The organism is Arthrobacter sp. SD76 (assembly GCF_049726125.1).
Lineage (GTDB): Bacteria > Actinomycetota > Actinomycetes > Actinomycetales > Micrococcaceae > Arthrobacter > Arthrobacter nitrophenolicus.
Map to the genome: position 1 here is coordinate 4,340,824 of NZ_JBNBLR010000001.1, position 17,309 is coordinate 4,358,132.

Below are 17,309 nucleotides of genomic sequence, written 5' to 3' on the forward strand. Positions count from 1 at the left end.
CTGATCCGGCTACGCAAGGGAACCTCCCACCGTGGGGTTGAGGAAGCGGTGGACGAAATCGGCCAGGGTGGTTACCCCCACGGCCAGCGCCACGACCACCACCACGCCGCCCTGTGCCAGGGGGATGTCGCTGTTGACCACGGAATCGAAGAGCAGGCGGCCCATGCCGGGCACGGCGAAGATCACCTCCACGATCACCGAGCCGCCCAGCAGCCCGGCGAACCAGACAGCGAACAGGGTGGACAGGGGCACCAGCCCGTTGGGAATGACATGGCGGATGATGGACTGGGCCTGGCTCAGGCCGCGGGCCCGGGCGGCCGGCACGTGGTCCGCTGCTGCTGCGTCGATGATGCCGGCGCGGACCGCGGAGGTGAAGAAGCTGATGGGCCGCAGTGCCAGGGTCAGGGCAGGAAGGACTGCCGAGGACATGTCGTTCCAGCCGGCCGTGGGCAGCACCGAGAGCTTGAGGGCGAAGACCAGGACCAGAACCGGTGCCACCCAGTACTCCGGCATGGCGATGAACGCCTGGGTCACGGCGGTGATGGCCTTGTCCGGCATGCTGCCCGGACGCAGCCCGGAGATGATGCCGAGCGGAAGGGCGACGGCGGCGGCGAGCCCCAGCGACATGGCCACGAGGCTGAGCGTGACGGCAAGCGCGGGCAGGACCTGCTCTGCGACGGGGGTGCGGCTGACGTAGGACAGCCCCATGTCACCGCTGAAGAAGTCGCCCAGCCACCGGAAGTACTGGGCGGCGAGGGGATCGTTCAGTCCCAGGCTCTCGGCGAGGGCCTGGACGGAGGAGTCCTCGATGGCATCGCCGGCGACCCTGGACCGGATGATCTTCCGGACCGGGTCGCCGGGGGTGACGTAGGGGATGAGGAACACCGCGAAAGAGGACACAGCGACGGCGGCCACCAGGGTGGCCGTCCGTTTGGCGATGAACTGCAGCATGCGGTGGTCCGGTGTTCGAGGGACTTGGGGGCTAGGAGGCGGCCTTGGCCGTCTTTGCCGTCAGGACATAGCGGGACAGCGGGTCCTGGACGTAGGAAAGGACGTTGGTGCGGACGGCGTCGGTGGCCTGCTCGTTAACCAGCCAGGCGTTGACCGCCTTGTCCTGGAGGATCTGTCCGGCCTCCGCGTACAGCTTGTACCGTTCGTTGGTGTCCACCGTCTTGGCCGCCTCGGCAATGATCCGGTCGTACTCCGGATCGCAGAAGTGGCTCAGGTTGTAGGTGCCCTTGCAGGTGTAGTCGGCCGTCAGGAAGCCGATGGGGTCGGCGATGTCGATCAGTCGGTTGCGCTGGCTGAGCAGCATGTCGTAGTTGCCCGCCAGCACATCCGGTTCCGCCGAGGCGTATTCCTTTGCCTGGATGGACAGCGGGATGCCGATGTTCTTCAGGTTCTCCTGGATGACCGCGGCCACGTCCGCGAACTCGGCGCGCTCCACGATTGCGATGATCTCCAGCGGGCGGTCAGCGGTGTAGCCGGCCTTTTCCAGCAGGGCGCGGGCTCCCTCCAGGTCCTGCTTGTGCTGCTCCTGCGCCTCGCCGGCCCAGGGCTCGGACGGCGCGAACGGTCCCGTGGCGGGCAGGGCAGCGCCCTCGTAGACGCTGGCGGCCAGGGCTTCCAGGTCCAGCGAGTCGCGGATCGCCTTGCGGACATCGATGTTGTCCAGCGGTGCGCGGCCGTTGTTCATGTACAGGGTGGCAGTGCGCGGCGAATCGGCGCCCAGCACGGTGACACCGGCGGTGCCCTTCAGGGTGGCGAGACTCGCCACCGGGATGGACAGGGAGATGTCCGCCTCGCCGGTCTGGACCTGGGCCGCGCGGGTGGCGCCGTTGGTGATGAAGCGAATTTCCGCTCCTGCCAGCTGGACCTCGCCGCCCCAATAGTTTTCGTTGCGGTCGAGCGTCAGGGACTGCTTCGCTTTTTCCGAGACGGGGGTGAAGGGGCCGGTGCAGTGGCCGAACGGGTCCACCTCTGCGTCCTTGTAGGCCGCCGGGGCGAGGATGCCGGTGTTGACGCTTGCCAGGCGGTACGGGACCAGCGGGTTTTCGGCCGGGGTGCTCACACGGACGGTGTTTTCGTCCACGGCGCTGACGCTGCTGACCATGGTCCGGTTGAAGGCCCGGGCCGGCACTTTGGCGTCCAGGACGTGGTTCAGCGAGGCAACCACCGACTCCGCGGTGAGCGGGGTGCCGTCCTGGAAGGAAACGTCCTGGCGGATGGTGAAGTCCCAGTCCAGCGGGGACGTCTGCTTCCACTCTGTCGCAAGCATGGGCACTACCTTGCCCTGTGCCTGGTCGAACCGGGTGAGGGTTTCCAGGCAGCCGGACAGCGAAAGGATGTAGGCGGCATCGGATTCGATGGCCCAGTTGGCCACCGGCGCGCGGAAGTTGTCCACCACGATCCGCTGGCTGGTGTCCGCGGCAGCCGTGCCCTGGACGGCCTGGGTCTGGGTGCCGCTGAAGCCGCAGCCGGCCAGGGTAAGGGTGGCGAGGGCTGCCACGAGGACGCGGGGCCGGAGGAACGAGCGCACGAAAATACCGCCTTGCAGGGCTGCCGGGGAAGCAGGAATAAAAAGATGGGAACGACTTAGGGTAGCCTTCCCTTCCTGAAAACCGTGAATTGATGTCGGTCCCTGCCTGCCGGATGACCCAGCCGGCCGCCGTCGTGCCTTCCTGCCCGGTTACTGCCCGCCGGCCGGTCCCCGGGCACCGAAAAGCCCGCCGTTTCCGGGGAAATGGCGGGCTGTCCGGGGAGCAACCGGGAGGGACCGTACGGTGTGCGGCCTACTTCAGGCCCAGCTGCTGGGTGGGGGTCTTGAAGGATTCCTTGGCGGTGAGGGCCGAGATGGCTGCCACGGCGCAGATGACCGCGGTGAAGATGCTGATCTGGACCCAGCCGCCGGCCTTGATGCCGCCCATGGCTGCGACGATGGCCGGGGCGAAGCCTGCCATCAGGAAGCCGAGCTGGGTGCCGATGGCCAGGCCGGAGAACCGGACCTTGGTGCTGAACATCTCCGCGTAGAAGGACGGCCAGACGGCGTTGGAGGCTGCGTAGCCGCAGGAGAACATGCCGATGGCGGCCAGGAACATCAGGGGCACGCTGCCGGACTCAAGGCTGAGCAGGAACAGGGGCGTCAGCACCGCGCTGGCCACCGCGCCGTAGATGAACACGGGCTTGCGGCCGATCTTGTCCGCGAGCATGCCGAACAGCGGCTGGGTGCCCAGGGCCACGAGGTTGGCGCCGACCACCAGCCACAGCGTGATGGTCCCGTCCACCCCGGCAACGGTCTTGGCGTAGCTGATGGCCAGGGTGCCGAAGACGGTGGAGACGGCGGCGATGAAGGCGCAGCAGATAACGCGGAGGACGTCCCGCCAGTGGCCCTTGAGCAGGTCGGCAACCGGGAGCTTGGAGATCTGCGCGGACTTCTGGGCTTCCTCGAAGGCGGGCGGCTCGTGCAGCGTACGGCGGATGAAGAACGCCACCACGACCACCACGGCGCTCAGCCAGAAGGGGATGCGCCACCCGATGCCGTACTTGATCTCGTCCGGAAGGGCCAGGACGGGGATGAAAACGAGGGCCGCGAGGATCTGGCCGCCCTGGGTGCCGGTGAGGGTCCACGAGGTGAAGAAGGAGCGGCGGTTGTCCGGGGCGTGTTCCAGCGTCATGGAGGATGCACCGGCCTGCTCGCCGGCGGCGGAAAGGCCCTGGCAGAGCCGGGCCAGGACCAGCAGTGCCGGAGCCCACCAGCCCACGGTGTTGAAGTCGGGCAGGCAGCCGATGAGGAAGGTGGAGGCGCCCATCAGGATCAGGGTGAACATCAGCACCTTCCGCCGGCCGATCCTGTCACCGAAGTGCCCCAGGATCACGGCGCCAACGGGGCGTGCCACATAGGCGAAGCCGAAGGTGGCGAACGACATGATGGCGGCGTTGGCGTCAGCGTCGGGGAAGAAGACAGTGGGGAAGATCAGCGCCGCTGCCGAGCCGAAGATGAAGAAGTCGTAGTATTCGACGGCGCTGCCCAGGAAGCTGGTGAGGGCCGCCTTCTTGGGCGTCCCGGCATGGGTGGCGGTACCCGCTCCGGCGGACGGAAGAGTCTGGCTCATGGAGTTCCTTTGTGTGACGACATTGTCGCTGGTGAATCTTGGGGGATCGCAGCCGTGCCTGGGTGCGGGCGGGGCGCGATGCGGCTGGAGTCCGGTGGAGGTCCAGGGCGAGTAGCCACATGATGAGAGCTACTTGTGCGATACAGCAATGATGGCTGTGAGGGCAGTCACCTGTCAAGAAAATGATCACGATCTAGAAATAGCTCTCACATTGTGGCAATATCGAGCTATGAGTGTGAATCAAACCACAGTGGCCGATGACGTTCCCGCTGAGGAGGCCGGCGCCCCGGCAGGCGGAAAAAAGACGCGGGCGGGGGACCGGACGGACATGGTGGGCAAGGCCCTTGGCCTGCTGGTCCTCCTGGGTGATGAGCCCCGGGGGGCCAGTGCTGCGGAAATCTCACGCCGCGCGGAGCTGCCGTTCAGCACCACATACAGGCTCCTGGGCTCCCTCGCCCGCGACGGGTTTGTGGATTATGAGCCGGACGGGCGCCGCTACCACCTTGGCCTGCGCATCTTCCAGCTGGGCCAGCGGGTCTCCAGCTATCACGGCTTTGCCGGCACCGCCCTCCCGGTCCTGCGCCGCGTCACCGGGCAGACGGGTGAGGCAACCATCCTCAGCGTCCGCGACGGCCTCCACCATCTCACCGTGAACAAGGTGGATGGGCCGCAGATCTTTCGCGTCACCAGCGACCCCGGACACCTGGGCTCCCTGTCCACCACGGCGGTGGGGAAGGCCCTGGTCGCCTTCGCGGAAGATTCGGAGCGCGAGCGGCTGCTGGACGAACTGCCGCTGGAGGCGCTGACGGAAAAATCCATTACCGACAGGCAGGCCTTCCGCGAGGAAGTCGAGAAGGTGCGCCACCAGGGCTACGCCGTCATGGATGAAGAGAATGAGGCGGGCATGCGCGCCGTCGCCGTCCCGCTGCTGAACGCCCAGGGCCACGCGTTCGCGTCCCTGGCCACCGCGGTGCCCGTCTTCCGGCTCAGCCTCGAGGCGCTCGAGGCCTATGTCCCGCTCCTGCAGGAGGCCGCAGCGGAACTGGCGGCACGCCTTCCCCAGCGCTAAAAGTTCGTATCTCGAACAGGAGTGCGATAAGTGAACAAATGCTGTACTGTATTTTCCATCACCGGAACCGCCGCAGGGCTGGTCCGGTGCCGTTACCAAAGGAGCTGCACGGATGAGTTCTCGAACTGAGTCCTACCTGGTGGGACTGGTCGGCGACGGCGTCACGCCGTCACTCACCCCGCCCATGCACGAACGCGAAGGGGATGTGCAAGGCCTGCGCTACCTGTACCGTCCCATCGACCTCCTGGAGCTGGGCCTGCCCGGCGAAGCTGTGGGCGAGCTCCTTCAGAGTGCACGCACCCTCGGATTCAACGGGCTCAACATCACCCATCCCTGCAAGCAGCTGGTCCTGCAGCACCTGGATGAAATCTCCCCGGACGCCCGCCGGCTGGGCGCCGTGAACACGGTGGTCATCCGGGACGGCCGCTTCATCGGCCACAACACCGACTTCTCCGGCTTCGCCGCAGCCCTGGCCTCCGGCCTGCCGGGTGCACGGCTGGACCGCGTGGTGCAGCTTGGTGCAGGCGGCGCCGGATCCGCCGTCGCCTATGCCCTGCTCACCGCCGGAGTCAGGACGCTGGACCTGGTGGACATGGACCCTGCGCGCGCCGCGGAGCGGGCGGCGGAACTGGCAGGCTTCTTCCCGCACGCCACCGTTACGGCCCGGACGACGGCGGAGCTGCCGCAGCTGATGCCGCTGGCCGACGGCCTGGTGCACTGCACGCCGGTCGGCATGGCTGCGCACCCCGGCGTACCCCTTGACCTTGACCTGCTGGAAGCACGCCACTGGGTGGCGGACATCGTCTACCGCCCCATCGACACCGAACTGGTCCGCGGCGCCCGCGCCAAGGGCTGTGACGTCCTGGACGGCGGCCGGATGGCAGTGGGCCAGGCGGCCGACGCTTTCCGGATCTTCACCGGCCTGGACGCCGACCCGGACCGCATGCGCTCGCACTTCCTGGAGCTCGTGGCCGCCGAGGAGGTGGCCGCCTGATGCGTACGGGAATCGCCACCGTCTGCCTCTCCGGCACCCTCAAGGAAAAGATGCAGGCCTGCGCCATCGCCGGCTTCGACGGCATCGAGATCTTCGAGCAGGACCTGGTCACCTCGCCGCTGAGCCCGGAGGATGTCCGGAAGATGGCCGCGGACCTCGGGCTGGGTTTGGACCTCTACCAGCCGTTCCGGGATTTCGACGGCGTCACCCCGGACCTGCTCAAGGCCAACCTCCGCCGGGCTGAGGCGAAGTTCGGGCTCATGTCCCGCCTGGGCATGGACACCATCCTGGTCTGCTCCAACGTTGCCACGGCCACGATCGACGACGACGGCCTGCGCGCCTCCCAACTGGCGCAGCTGGCCGGGCTTGCCGGAGACCACGGCATCAAGGTGGCGTACGAGGCCCTCGCCTGGGGCAAGCACGTGAACGACTACGAGCACGCGTACCGGCTCGTGGAGATGGTGGACCACCCCAACCTCGGAACCTGCCTGGACTCCTTCCACATCCTCTCCCGCGACTGGGACACCGCGCCGATCGAGCAGATCAACGCGGACAAGATCTTCTTCGTCCAGGTGGCCGACGCCCCCAAGCTGTCCATGGACGTGCTCTCCTGGAGCCGCCACTACCGGGTATTCCCCGGTGAAGGCCAGTTTGAGCTGGCCAAGTTCATGGGGCATGTGGTCCGTGCCGGCTACACAGGTCCCGTCTCCCTCGAAGTGTTCAATGACGTCTTCCGCCAGTCCGACGTCGAGCGCACTGCCGTGGACGCCATGCGGTCGCTCATCTGGCTCGAGGAACAGAGCGCCAAATGGCTCGCCGCCACGGACGCCGAAGGGGCCGGCGGCGCCGCCCTCCGCCGTCGTTATCCCATGGAACTGGCCACCCTGCCCAAGGTGAACGAGCCCGCCGGGTTCAACTTCGCCGAGGTCAAGGCAGACGATACCGCCCAGCTTGAAAAGCTCCTCGGCCAGCTCGGCTTCGCCTTCCAGGGCCGCCACCGCACCAAGGACGTCCAGCTCTGGACCATGGGCCAGGCGCGCGTGATCATCAACGAGCAGGCAGCCCTGCACACCGAACCGGCCATCGCCGCCCTGGGGTTCGACGTCGATTCGCCGGTCATTGCCTCCGCCCGCGCCCAGCAGCTCAAGGCGCCGGTGGTGGCCCGCAAGGTCCAGGCTGACGAGGAGGTGTTCCAGGGCATCGCGGCCCCGGACTCCACGGAAATCTTCCTGTGCCAGGGCAGCCCGGACGGCACCGCGGCGTGGACGCGCGAGTTCGGCGAGGGCCTGGAGCACCCCTCGAGCGGAGCCAGCGCCGTCATCGACCACGTCAACCTGGCCCAGCCCTGGCAGCACTTCGACGAGGCCGTCCTCTTCTACACCAGTGCGCTGGCTTTGGAACCGCAGCCGTTCGCCGAGGTTCCCAGCCCCAGCGGCCTGGTCCGCTCGCAGGTCATGCAGACGTCCGACGGCGCCGTGCGGCTGGTGCTCAACCTCGCACCCGTGCAGCAGGCACAGAGCGAGGTGCGCCAGACCTACCAGGAACACATCGCCTTCGCGGTGGAGGACCTCGTGGCCACGGCCCGGGAGGCCCGCCGCCGCGGCCTGGAGTTCCTGCAGATCCCTGCCAACTACTACGAGGACCTGGACGCCCGGTTCGATCTCGAACCCGGTTTCCTGGCCACGCTCCGGGAACTGAACCTCCTGTACGACCGCGACGCCGACGGCGAATTCCTGCACTTCTACACCGCCACGGTGGGCAGCGTGTTCTTCGAGATGGTGGAACGCCGCGGCAACTACGACGGCTACGGGGCGCCCAACGCCCCGGTTCGGCATGCGGTCCAGTACGACTCCCTGCACCGCCCCTGAACCCGCACCACTGCAAACCCAACCAAACACCAGAAAGGAGCCAGCCGTGCCGCACGAATTGAACGCCCCCACGGACGAGCTTGTCCCGGCTGCCGAACCCAAGGCAGGACATGCGCCCCTGGACACAGCCGTGGAAACCCAGCAGGACCTCAGCGCAGAGATCAACGGCCTGGCCGACGCCTACGCCCGTGCACTGAAGGACGGCGCCCCGGCGGAAACCCAGCCCCGGCTGGACTACCCGCCGTACCGCAGCAGCATCCTCCGGCACCCCACCAAGAGCCTGCACCACGCGGATCCGGAAACCATCGAACTGTTCTCGCCTGCCTTCGGCCACCAGGACGTCCACGCCCTGGAATCAGACCTGACCATCCAGCACAACGGCGAACCCCAGGGCGAACGCATCATCGTGGCCGGCAAAGTCCTGGACGGCGACGGCCGCCCGGTGGCGGGGCAGCTCGTGGAGATCTGGCAGGCCAACGCCTCCGGCCGGTACATCCATAAGCGCGACCAGCACCCGGCACCGATCGACCCGAACTTCACGGGCATCGGCCGCTGCATCACCGGTCCGGACGGTTCCTACCGGTTCACCACCATCAAGCCGGGCGCGTACCCGTGGAAGAACCACCTGAACGCCTGGCGTCCGGCGCACATCCACTTCTCGCTGTTCGGCACCGAGTTCACCCAGCGCATCATCACCCAGATGTACTTCCCGGGCGACCAGCTGTTCCCGTTGGACCCCATCTACCAGACCATCGTGGACCAGGACGCCCGCGACCGGCTGGTGGCAAGCTACGACCACAGCCTCACCGAACCGGAGTGGGCCCTGGGCTACAACTGGGACATTGTCCTGACCGGTCCCAAGCGGACCTGGACCGAAAACGAGGCACTTGGTGCCGCAGGCGACGAGGAATAGGCAGAGGACCAGTCACATGAGCAACCAGACCAGCCAGCTCGTCCCCACCCCCGGCCAGACCGTGGGCCCGTTCTACGGCTACGCGCTGCCGTTCGAGAAGGACAACGAGCTCCTTGCCCCGGGATCGCCCGGCTCCATCCGCCTCCAGGGCACCGTCTACGACGGCGCCGGAGAGACGATCCCGGACGCCATCCTGGAAATCTGGCAGCCCGACGCGGAGGGCAACATCGTCCAGCAGACCGGTTCATTCCACCGCGACGGCTACACCTTCACCGGGTGGGGCCGCGGCGCCGTGGGCAACACCGGTATCTACACCTTCACCACCGTCAACCCCGGTGCCACCAAGCCCGGCGCGGCCCCCTTCATCTCGGTGGCCGTCTTTGCCCGCGGCCTGACCAACCGGCTCTTCACCCGCACCTACCTGCCGGAAAACGAGGAGGCCCTGGCCCAGGACCCGCTGCTGTCCTCCCTGGACCCGGAACGGCGCAAGACCCTTATCGCGCGGCGTGATCCCGACGGCGGCCTGACGTTCGACATCCGCCTCCAGGGTGAGGGCGAGACCGTCTTCCTGGACTTCCAGTGACGGACGCCGCTGCCCCGAACGCGGCCGCCGGCCACGGTGTCGACGCCGGCCTGCTCCGGCCCGCCTCCGCATCGCCCATGGTGGCTGCGCTGACGGGTGACGGTGCCGTACTGGCGGCGATCCTCGCCGTCGAGGCCGGCTGGGCCGCGGCGCTGGAACAGGCGGGCCTGGCGCCCGCCGGTTCCGCCGCCGTCGTCGCGTCCGCCGCAGAACCGGGCCGCTACAAGGCCGCCGATATCGCGGTGCGCGCCCAGGGCGGCGGCAACCCTGTCATCCCGCTGCTGGCGGACCTCCGCCGGCACGTGGCGGCGCTGGATACTGCGAACATCGGCGCAGTGAAGGCGGTGCACACGTCGCTGACCAGCCAGGATGTGCTGGACACGGCGCTGATGCTGCTCGCCCGCAACTCCGTGGCCGCGCTCCTCGCCGACGTGAAAGGCACGACGGCGGCGCTCGCGGCCCTGGCCGGGCAGCATGCCGGACACGCTGTGCGTGGGCAGGAGCCTGACGCAGCACTCCCTGCCGTACACGTTCGGGCTCCGGGCAGCGCAGTGGTTCCACGGGCTGGCTGCCGCCGGACGGCAGCTCGCCGCGGTGGAGTTTCCGGTCCAGTTCGGCGGGGCGGCAGGCACGCTTGCCGCCGGAACGGTGCTGACCGCAGGCTCGGCGGCGACGCCCTTCAGCCTCGCCGATGCCCTGGCCGCCCAGCTGGGCCTCGCCCCCGCGGCCGCGCCCTGGCACACCAGCCGGCTGCCCATCACCTCCATCGGCAACGCCGCGGCCGCGGTACTGGACGCCTTCGGCAAGATCGCGGCGGACGTCCTGTTCCTCAGCCGGCCCGAGGTGGCAGAGGTGGCCGAACCCCGTGCCGCCGGCCGGGGTGTCTCCTCCGCCATGCCGCAGAAGCAGAACCCGGTCCTCTCGGTGCTGGTCCGCAGCACAGCCCTCCAGGCACCCAACCTGGCAGCCCAGCTCCACCTGGCGGCCGCAACCTTCAATGATGAGCGGCCGGACGGTGCATGGCACACCGAGTGGCCCGCGCTCCAGCAGCTGCTGGCCCTGGCGCTCGGCGCTGCCGGAAACATCCGGGAGCTTGCCGAAGGCCTGCAGGTCCACCCGGACGCGATGCGGCGCAACCTCGACCTGGCCGGCCCGCTGCTCCTGGCGGAGGGCGTCAGCGCCGCCGTCGCCCCGCTGCTTCCGGAGCTGGACGGCAGGAGCGGCAAGCAGCAGCTGCAGGATGTGGTGGACCAGACCCTGCAGGCACAACCGTCCGAGCAGCCGTCCGCATACCGGAAACTGCTCCGGGACGCCGTTCCCGCGGGCCTGCTGACGGACCTGCGGCTCGAGGAGCTCCTGGATCCGGCCAGCTACCTGGGCCAGTCCCGGGAAATCTCCCGCCGGATCCTCGCCGCCTACCCGGACTTTGCCTCCCCTGACCTTCCCGCTTCAGCCACCGACGCGAACGGAGCACACCGTGGCTAAACCTGCCCTGAAAGCCGCATTGCTTTCACCCCAGCGCCCCCTTGGCGGGCATCCCCTCGTAGTGGTGGGTTCCTCACTGGGCACCTCCTCCATCCTCTGGAACCGTGCCGCCTCCCTGCTGGGCAACGACTACGACGTGGTGGCCTGGGACCTGCCCGGGCACGGCGTCTCACCGGCCGCCACCGAAACCTTCGACGTTTCGGACCTGGCAGAAGCCGTGGTGGACCTGGTCGATTCCATTGCCCCCGGCGAGGCCTTCCACTACGCCGGTGTTTCGCTGGGCGGTGCCACCGGCCTGCAGCTGGGCATCAAGCACGGCGAACGCCTCAAGAGCCTGTCCGTGCAGTGCAGCGGCGCCAGCTCGGAACCCCCGAGGGATGGCTGGAACGCGCCGAAACAGTCCGCAGCCAGGGCACCCCGGTGATGATCCAGGGTTCGGCGCAGCGCTGGTTCGCACCCGGCTTCATGGACCGTGAACCGGAGGTCAGCAGCCGGCTCCTGCACGCCCTCCGGGACTCCGACAGGTTCAGTTACGCGTTCTGCTGCGAGGCCCTGGCCGCCTTTGATGTCCGTGCCGGGCTGGGCAGCATCCGGGTCCCCACCCAGGTCATTGCCGGTGCGCTGGACGGTGTGGCGCCGCCGTCGATGGCCGAGGAAGTGGCGGCAGGCATCACGGCCGGGGGCGGGACCGCCACAGCCGTCACCCTGGAAGGCGTGGCGCACCTGGCGCCGGCCGAGGCCCCGCCCACACTGCCGAGCTGATGCGCAGCCTCCTGGACTGGGCCGAATCACAGCCCGAAAAGGGAGGAAGCAAATGAGCGGGGCCGAGAGGCACGGCGTGGTCCAGCCGGACGCCACGAGCAAGGAGATCTACGACGGCGGCATGGTGGTCCGGCGTGAAGTCCTAGGCGACGCCCACGTGGACCGGGCCAACGCCAACAAGGACGAGTTCACCGACGACTTCCAGGACATGATCACCCGGATCGCGTGGGGCGGCATCTGGACCAGGCCCGGCCTGTCCCGGCAGATGCGCTCCGCCGTGACCATCACCGCCATGGTGGCGCACGGGCACTGGGAAGAACTGGCCATGCACATCCGCGCAGCCATCACCAACGGCCTGAGCCGGGACGAGATCAAGGAAATCCTGCTGCAGACCGCCATCTACTGCGGAGTGCCCTCCGCCAACACCGCCTTCAAGACCGCCCAGCAAGTGTTTCGAGAAATGGACACCACCCCATGAACCAGGCTTTTGTGTACGACGCCGTGCGCACCCCGTTCGGCAAGTTCGGCTCCGGCCTCGCCGCCGTCCGCCCGGATGACCTCGCGGCGCACGTCATCAAGGAATCGGTGAAGCGGGCTCCCGGGCTCGATCCCGAAAGGATCGACGAGGTGGTGTTCGGCAACGCCAACGGCGCGGGAGAGGAAAACCGCAACATCGCCCGGATGGGCACCCTGCTCGCCGGGCTTCCGGTCTCGATCCCCGGGACCACTGTCAACAGGCTCTGTGGCTCGTCCCTGGATGCGGCGATCATCGCATCCCGCCAGATCAACGCCGGCGACGCGGACCTGATGCTGGTGGGCGGTGCGGAGTCCATGTCCCGTGCCCCCTGGGTGCTGCCCAAGACGGAGAAGCCCTACCCGGCCGGTGACATGACCCTGGCCTCCACCACTTTGGGCTGGCGCCTGGTGAACAAGGCGATGCCGAAGGAATGGACCATCTCCCTGGGCGAGGCCACCGAGCGGCTCCGCGAGAAGTACGGGGTGACTCGTGAAGCGCAGGACGAGTTCGCGGCGAACTCCCACAACCTTTCCGCCGCCGCCTGGGACGAGGGCTTCTACGACAATCTGGTGGCCCCCGTGCCCGGCACCGACCTGGTCCGGGACGAGGGCATCCGCCCCGGGTCCTCCGCGGAGAAGCTCGCCGGCCTGAAGACGGTGTTCCGGGCCGAGGACGGCACGGTCACCGCCGGGAATGCGTCGCCGCTGTCCGACGGCGCTTCCGCGGCCTGGGTGGGCAGCGAGACTGCCGCCGGGCTGCTGGGCCTGGACCCGCTGGCCCGGATCGCGGGCCGCGGCGCGCACGCGAATGACCCGCAGTACTTTGGCTACGCCCCGGTGGAGGCGGCGAACAAGGCATTGGCGAAGGCGGGAATCAGCTGGGACCAGGTGGGCGCCGTCGAGCTTAACGAAGCGTTCGCCGCCCAGTCCCTGGCGTGCGTCAACGCCTGGGCATCGACCACTCGGTCGTGAACCGGCACGGCGGCGCGATCGCCATGGGCCATCCGCTGGGTGCCTCCGGCACCCGGATCCTGGGCACCCTCGCCCGGTCCCTGCAGGCCTCGGGTGAACGCTGGGGCGTTGCCGCGATCTGCATCGGCGTCGGCCAGGGCCTGGCCGTCGTCCTCGAAAACGTAACTGCCGGAGTGAAGGGCTAAAGAGCGATGCTGCAATTCATTGACACTGTTGGCGAGGCCGTGGCCGGAATCAAGGACGGGTCCACGGTAATGATCGGCGGGTTCGGCAACGCCGGACAGCCGTTCGAACTGATCGACGCGCTGCTCGAGTGCGGCGCCACGGACCTGACCGTGGTGAACAACAATGCCGGCCAGGGCGACCAGGGCCTGGCGCTGCTGATCAAGGAAGGCCGGGTGCGGAAGATGATCTGCTCCTTCCCGCGGCAGTCCGATTCGTGGCACTTCGACGCCAAGTACAAGGCCGGGCAGATCGAACTGGAACTGGTGCCGCAGGGCAACCTGGCCGAGCGGATCCGTGCCGCCGGGGCAGGGATCGGCGGGTTCTTCACCCCCACCGGGTACGGCACCATGCTCGCCGAGGGCAAGGAAACCCGGATCATCGACGGCCTCGGCCACGTGTTCGAAACGCCCATCCACGCAGACGTCGCCCTGATCAAAGCTCTGCAGGCGGACGGCAAGGGCAACCTGGTCTACCGCAAGACGGCCCGGAACTTCGGCCCCATCATGGCGGCCGCGGCCAAGCACACCATCGTGCAGGTCTCCGGGATCGTGCCCACCGGCAGCCTGGATCCGGAGAACATCGTGACCCCGGGCATTTACGTCAACAGCATCGTCAAAGTGGCCGGCAGCGGCACCGCTGCAGGCCCGAACCCGAAAGCGGCCTGAGATGAGCCTCACCGAAACCAGCATCAAGACCTCCGAAACAGCCCTCAGCCGCGACGACCTCGCCCGCCTGGTGGCCCGCGACATCGCCCCGGGGTCCTTCGTGAACCTCGGAATCGGCCAGCCCACCCTGGTCTCCAACTACCTCACCGAGGAACAGAACATCACGCTCCACACGGAAAACGGGATGCTGGGCATGGGCCCCGAAGCCACGGGGGACGAGATCGACGATGACCTGATCAACGCCGGCAAGATCCCCGTCACCGAACTCCCGGGCGCCTCCTACTTCCACCACGCCGACTCGTTCGCGATGATGCGCGGCGGGCACCTGGACATCTGCGTCCTGGGCGCCTTCCAGGTCTCCGTCACCGGCGACCTCGCCAACTGGCACACCGGCGCACCCGGGGCGATCCCCGCCGTCGGCGGTGCCATGGACCTCGCCACCGGCGCCAAGGACGTGTTCGTCATGATGACCCTGCTGACCCGCGAGGGCGCCTCCAAGCTCGTGGAATCGTGCACCTACCCGCTCACCGGCGTCGGCTGCGTCACCCGCGTCTACACCGACAAGGCAGTCTTCCTCACCGGACCCGGCGGCGTCACCGTCCGCGAAACCTTCGGCTGCACCCTCGAAGAACTCCAGGAACTCGTCCCCGTCCCGCTCAAGGCCGCACCCGCCGTCGCCGGCGGCTGAACCCGCGGAGGAACCTGGCTCTTCCGCCGCCATAGGATTGGGAACCATGACCACAACAGCAGCCGACGGCGGCACCCCGGCCGCCCCGCAGGCCGGCGACCAGTACGTCCAGTCGCTGGCCCGCGGGCTGGCCGTCATCCGTGCCTTCGACACAGACCACCCGCTGATGACCCTCACCGAGGTGGCAGCCCGGACCGACCTGACCCGGGCCACGGCGCGCCGGTTCCTGCACACCCTGGTGGAGCTTGGTTACGTGCGGACCGACGGGAAGACGTTCGCCCTCACGGCCAAGGTCCTGCAGCTGGGCTATGCGTACCTTTCGGGCCTGTCGCTGCCCCAGCTCGCACAGCCGCACCTGGAGGAGCTGTCCCTGAAACTGGGGGAGTCCACCTCCGCTGCGGTCCTGGACGGCACCGACATTGCCTACATCGCCCGGGTGACCACACGCCGGATCATGACCATCGGCATCACGGTGGGGACACGCTTCCCGGCGTATGCCACGTCCATGGGCCGGGTTCTTTTGGCGCACCTGCCGCCCGCTGACCTGAAGGCGTACCTGGCCGCAGCCGACATCAAGCCCCTTACCCCGCGCGCCCTGGGAACCGTTCCGGAGCTGCTGGCCGTGCTGGAAACAGTCAGGGCCCAGGGCTGGTGCGTGCTGGACCAGGAGCTGGAGCTGGGCCTGATGTCGGTGGCCGCCCCCGTATATGACGGGCCCGAAGGTGGTTGCGGCGGTGAACGTGTCCCTGCAGGCCCAGTCGGTGGACGCCAAGCCCGACCGGGACGCCTACCTCGCATCCGTGGCGCACGAGATCGTGGCCACGGCAAAGCTCATCTCGGCTGACCTCAGCGCCCGGAGCTAGTGCTTTTTCCTAGCGCGCTTGCGGCGGGTGTTGAAATCAAAAGAAGGGCGACGGCGGGAGTTCCCGCCGTCGCCCTTCTTTCGTCATCGCTGGGGTGGCCAGCCGCTACCTGACCGGGTTGCCCAGCTCGCGCAGTGGCGTCTTGCTGGTTTCCCGGGCCCACAGGGCACCGACCACTGCAAGGATTGACGACGCTGCGACGATCCACGCTGCCGGTCCCCAGTTGGCCTTGTCCGCCCCCACCAGGGCCGTGCCCAGCAGCGGGGTGAAACCGGCACACAGGATGCCGATCTGGAGGCCGATCGCCATTCCGGAGTAGCGGACCTTGACGTTGAAGAGTTCGGAGAACCAGGCGGGGTAGATGGCGTTGGACATGGCGTACGTGCCGGCGGTGATCAGCGTGCTGGTCAGGAAGATCATCGGGATGTTCCCGGTGGAGATCACCGAGAAGTAGACGAAGATCATGATGCCGGAGCCCAGGACGCCGGTGATGAACACCGGGCGGCGTCCAAAGCGGTCCGAGAGGTGGGCCATGAGCGGCTGGGTGCCAATGGCCAGGACGTTGCCGAGGATGCTGACCCAGAGCATGGTGGAGGCCGGGACGCCGACGGTGACGGCATAGGCGAGGCCGAAGGACTGCATGAAGGTGTTCGTCACGGTCTCGAAGGACATCAGGGCAACCTGGAAGAACTGCGCGGGGTGGGTCTTGAACATCTTCGCGAACGGAAGTTTCACCAGTTCGCCGTGGTCATGCTTTTCCTCGAAGACTTCCGGCTCGTCCAGGGAGCGCCGCACCAGGTACGCCACGATGAGCACGACGACGGAGAGCCAGAACGGGATGCGCCAGCCCCATGCCAGCCGGTCGGTTTCGCTCATGGCGGCCACGGGAAGGAAGGCGAGGGAGGCCAGCACGATGCCGGCCGAGATGCCGCTCATGGCAAAGCTTGCGAAGAAGCCGCGGCGGCCGGTAGGGGCTTCCTCCGTGGAGAGGGCGGATGCGCCGGCTGTCTCCGCGCCGGCGGAAAGTCCCTGCATCAGCCGCAGGGCAACCAGCAGGGCGGGAGCCCAGTATCCGGCGGTGTTGAAGTCGGGCAGGACGCCGATGAGGAAGGTCGCTGCGCCCATCAGCACCAGGGTCAGCACCAGGGTGTTCTTCCGGCCGATCCTGTCACCCAGGTGCCCGAAGAAGACGGCGCCGAAGGGGCGTGCCACGTAGGCCACACCGAAGGTGGCAAACGAGGCGATGAGTGCCACCGTGGGGTCTCCGGCGGGGAAGAAGATCTTGGAGAAGACCAGGGACGCCGCCGTGGCGTAGATGAAGAAGTCGTAGTACTCCAGTGCGCCGCCCAGGAACGCTGCCAGGGCCGCCTTCCTGGCACGCTTGAGCTGCCGTTCTGCCTGGGCAGGTGTCTGGGCCTCGGGCCCTGCTGCGATGTTGGTCATTTGGGTGATCCTTCCACGCTGAAGGCGGTGGGTCTTTTACAGGATGTGTACGCATAGCGAACAACTGTGCGTAATGCGTTTTATATGAGCATACTAGGTGGTGAGGTGGACCACAACGGCAGAAGTGATCCCCCTCGATGCAGCCCCCCGC

At 67.8% G+C, this 17,309-nt stretch carries 12 protein-coding genes and 4 pseudogenes; 12 read left to right on the forward strand and 4 right to left on the reverse strand.

All coding sequences use genetic code 11. The features are described 5' to 3' along the window. Window positions 1-9 precede the first annotated feature (9 nt). The 3 genes from ACPEE0_RS20985 to ACPEE0_RS20995 all read right to left on the reverse strand — a co-directional run bounded on the left by ACPEE0_RS20985 (window position 10) and on the right by ACPEE0_RS20995 (window position 4,112). Window positions 10-951 (reverse strand): ABC transporter permease, encoded by a 942-nt coding sequence (locus tag ACPEE0_RS20985; protein ID WP_009357051.1) that lies wholly within the window; start codon window positions 949-951, stop codon window positions 10-12. A gap of 31 nt (window positions 952-982) precedes the next feature. Continuing rightward, window positions 983-2,539 (reverse strand): ABC transporter substrate-binding protein, encoded by a 1,557-nt coding sequence (locus ACPEE0_RS20990; RefSeq protein WP_009357050.1) that lies wholly within the window; start codon window positions 2,537-2,539, stop codon window positions 983-985. A gap of 253 nt (window positions 2,540-2,792) precedes the next feature. Next, window positions 2,793-4,112 (reverse strand): MFS transporter, encoded by a 1,320-nt coding sequence (locus tag ACPEE0_RS20995; RefSeq protein ID WP_424575200.1) that lies wholly within the window; start codon window positions 4,110-4,112, stop codon window positions 2,793-2,795. Window positions 4,113-4,341: 229 nt separating this feature from the next. On the opposite strand from ACPEE0_RS20995, the gene ACPEE0_RS21000 reads away from it, so the two are divergent. The 12 genes and pseudogenes from ACPEE0_RS21000 to ACPEE0_RS21055 all read left to right on the forward strand — a co-directional run bounded on the left by ACPEE0_RS21000 (window position 4,342) and on the right by ACPEE0_RS21055 (window position 15,715). After that, window positions 4,342-5,181 carry an IclR family transcriptional regulator gene (locus ACPEE0_RS21000; RefSeq protein WP_083875014.1) on the forward strand — a complete coding sequence of 280 codons (840 nt, stop codon included), beginning with the start codon at window positions 4,342-4,344 and terminating at the stop codon, window positions 5,179-5,181. Window positions 5,182-5,293: 112 nt separating this feature from the next. Then, window positions 5,294-6,175: a shikimate dehydrogenase gene (locus tag ACPEE0_RS21005; protein ID WP_009357047.1), complete on the forward strand. Its 882-nt coding sequence runs from the start codon at window positions 5,294-5,296 to the stop codon at window positions 6,173-6,175. Further along, the gene (locus ACPEE0_RS21010) at window positions 6,175-8,043 is read left to right on the forward strand and encodes a bifunctional sugar phosphate isomerase/epimerase/4-hydroxyphenylpyruvate dioxygenase family protein (protein WP_009357046.1); all 1,869 of its coding nucleotides are present in this window, start codon (window positions 6,175-6,177) and stop codon (window positions 8,041-8,043) included. The genes ACPEE0_RS21005 and ACPEE0_RS21010 overlap by 1 nt, the downstream gene beginning before the upstream one ends. 46 nt (window positions 8,044-8,089) lie before the next feature. Further along, on the forward strand, window positions 8,090-8,956 hold the full coding sequence (gene pcaH / locus ACPEE0_RS21015) for a protocatechuate 3,4-dioxygenase subunit beta (protein ID WP_009357045.1): 867 nt from the start codon (window positions 8,090-8,092) through the stop codon (window positions 8,954-8,956). A 16-nt stretch (window positions 8,957-8,972) separates the two neighbouring features. After that, window positions 8,973-9,539 (forward strand): protocatechuate 3,4-dioxygenase subunit alpha, encoded by a 567-nt coding sequence (gene pcaG / locus ACPEE0_RS21020; RefSeq protein ID WP_354176179.1) that lies wholly within the window; start codon window positions 8,973-8,975, stop codon window positions 9,537-9,539. Between the two features lie 77 nt (window positions 9,540-9,616). Continuing rightward, a pseudogene (locus tag ACPEE0_RS21025) lies at window positions 9,617-11,024 on the forward strand (lyase family protein). After that, window positions 11,017-11,842 (forward strand): annotated as a pseudogene (locus ACPEE0_RS21030) (alpha/beta fold hydrolase). The pseudogenes ACPEE0_RS21025 and ACPEE0_RS21030 overlap by 8 nt, the downstream one beginning before the upstream one ends. Continuing rightward, window positions 11,839-12,264: a 4-carboxymuconolactone decarboxylase gene (gene pcaC, locus ACPEE0_RS21035; protein ID WP_009357905.1), complete on the forward strand. Its 426-nt coding sequence runs from the start codon at window positions 11,839-11,841 to the stop codon at window positions 12,262-12,264. Before ACPEE0_RS21030 ends, pcaC begins: the two are co-directional and overlap by 4 nt. Next, a pseudogene (locus ACPEE0_RS21040) lies at window positions 12,261-13,459 on the forward strand (thiolase family protein). The gene pcaC and the pseudogene ACPEE0_RS21040 overlap by 4 nt, the downstream one beginning before the upstream one ends. A gap of 6 nt (window positions 13,460-13,465) precedes the next feature. Next, a complete protein-coding gene (locus ACPEE0_RS21045; RefSeq protein WP_354176184.1) occupies window positions 13,466-14,164 on the forward strand; it encodes a 3-oxoacid CoA-transferase subunit A in 699 nt (232 codons plus the stop codon). A 1-nt stretch (window position 14,165) separates the two neighbouring features. Beyond that, the gene (locus ACPEE0_RS21050; protein ID WP_009357907.1) at window positions 14,166-14,852 is read left to right on the forward strand and encodes a 3-oxoacid CoA-transferase subunit B; all 687 of its coding nucleotides are present in this window, start codon (window positions 14,166-14,168) and stop codon (window positions 14,850-14,852) included. Between the two features lie 46 nt (window positions 14,853-14,898). After that, window positions 14,899-15,715: pseudogene (locus ACPEE0_RS21055) on the forward strand (IclR family transcriptional regulator domain-containing protein). 105 nt (window positions 15,716-15,820) lie between these two features. Here ACPEE0_RS21055 and ACPEE0_RS21060 read toward each other — a convergent pair. After that, on the reverse strand, window positions 15,821-17,158 hold the full coding sequence (locus tag ACPEE0_RS21060) for an MFS transporter (protein WP_354176188.1): 1,338 nt from the start codon (window positions 17,156-17,158) through the stop codon (window positions 15,821-15,823). Window positions 17,159-17,309 lie beyond the last annotated feature (151 nt).

Excerpts from the sequence above, each read along its gene's own strand:
- ACPEE0_RS20985 (WP_009357051.1), bottom strand. The coding sequence starts at position 951 with ATGCTGCAGTTCATCGCCAAACGGACGGCCACCCTGGTGGCCGCCGTC.
- ACPEE0_RS20995 (WP_424575200.1), bottom strand. The coding sequence starts at position 4,112 with ATGAGCCAGACTCTTCCGTCCGCCGGAGCGGGTACCGCCACCCATGCC.
- ACPEE0_RS21000 (WP_083875014.1), top strand. The coding sequence starts at position 4,342 with ATGAGTGTGAATCAAACCACAGTGGCCGATGACGTTCCCGCTGAGGAG.
- ACPEE0_RS21005 (WP_009357047.1), top strand. The coding sequence starts at position 5,294 with ATGAGTTCTCGAACTGAGTCCTACCTGGTGGGACTGGTCGGCGACGGC.
- ACPEE0_RS21010 (WP_009357046.1), top strand. The coding sequence starts at position 6,175 with ATGCGTACGGGAATCGCCACCGTCTGCCTCTCCGGCACCCTCAAGGAA.
- pcaG (WP_354176179.1), top strand. The coding sequence starts at position 8,973 with ATGAGCAACCAGACCAGCCAGCTCGTCCCCACCCCCGGCCAGACCGTG.
- pcaC (WP_009357905.1), top strand. The coding sequence starts at position 11,839 with ATGAGCGGGGCCGAGAGGCACGGCGTGGTCCAGCCGGACGCCACGAGC.
- ACPEE0_RS21045 (WP_354176184.1), top strand. The coding sequence starts at position 13,466 with ATGCTGCAATTCATTGACACTGTTGGCGAGGCCGTGGCCGGAATCAAG.
- ACPEE0_RS21050 (WP_009357907.1), top strand. The coding sequence starts at position 14,166 with ATGAGCCTCACCGAAACCAGCATCAAGACCTCCGAAACAGCCCTCAGC.
- ACPEE0_RS21060 (WP_354176188.1), bottom strand. The coding sequence starts at position 17,158 with ATGACCAACATCGCAGCAGGGCCCGAGGCCCAGACACCTGCCCAGGCA.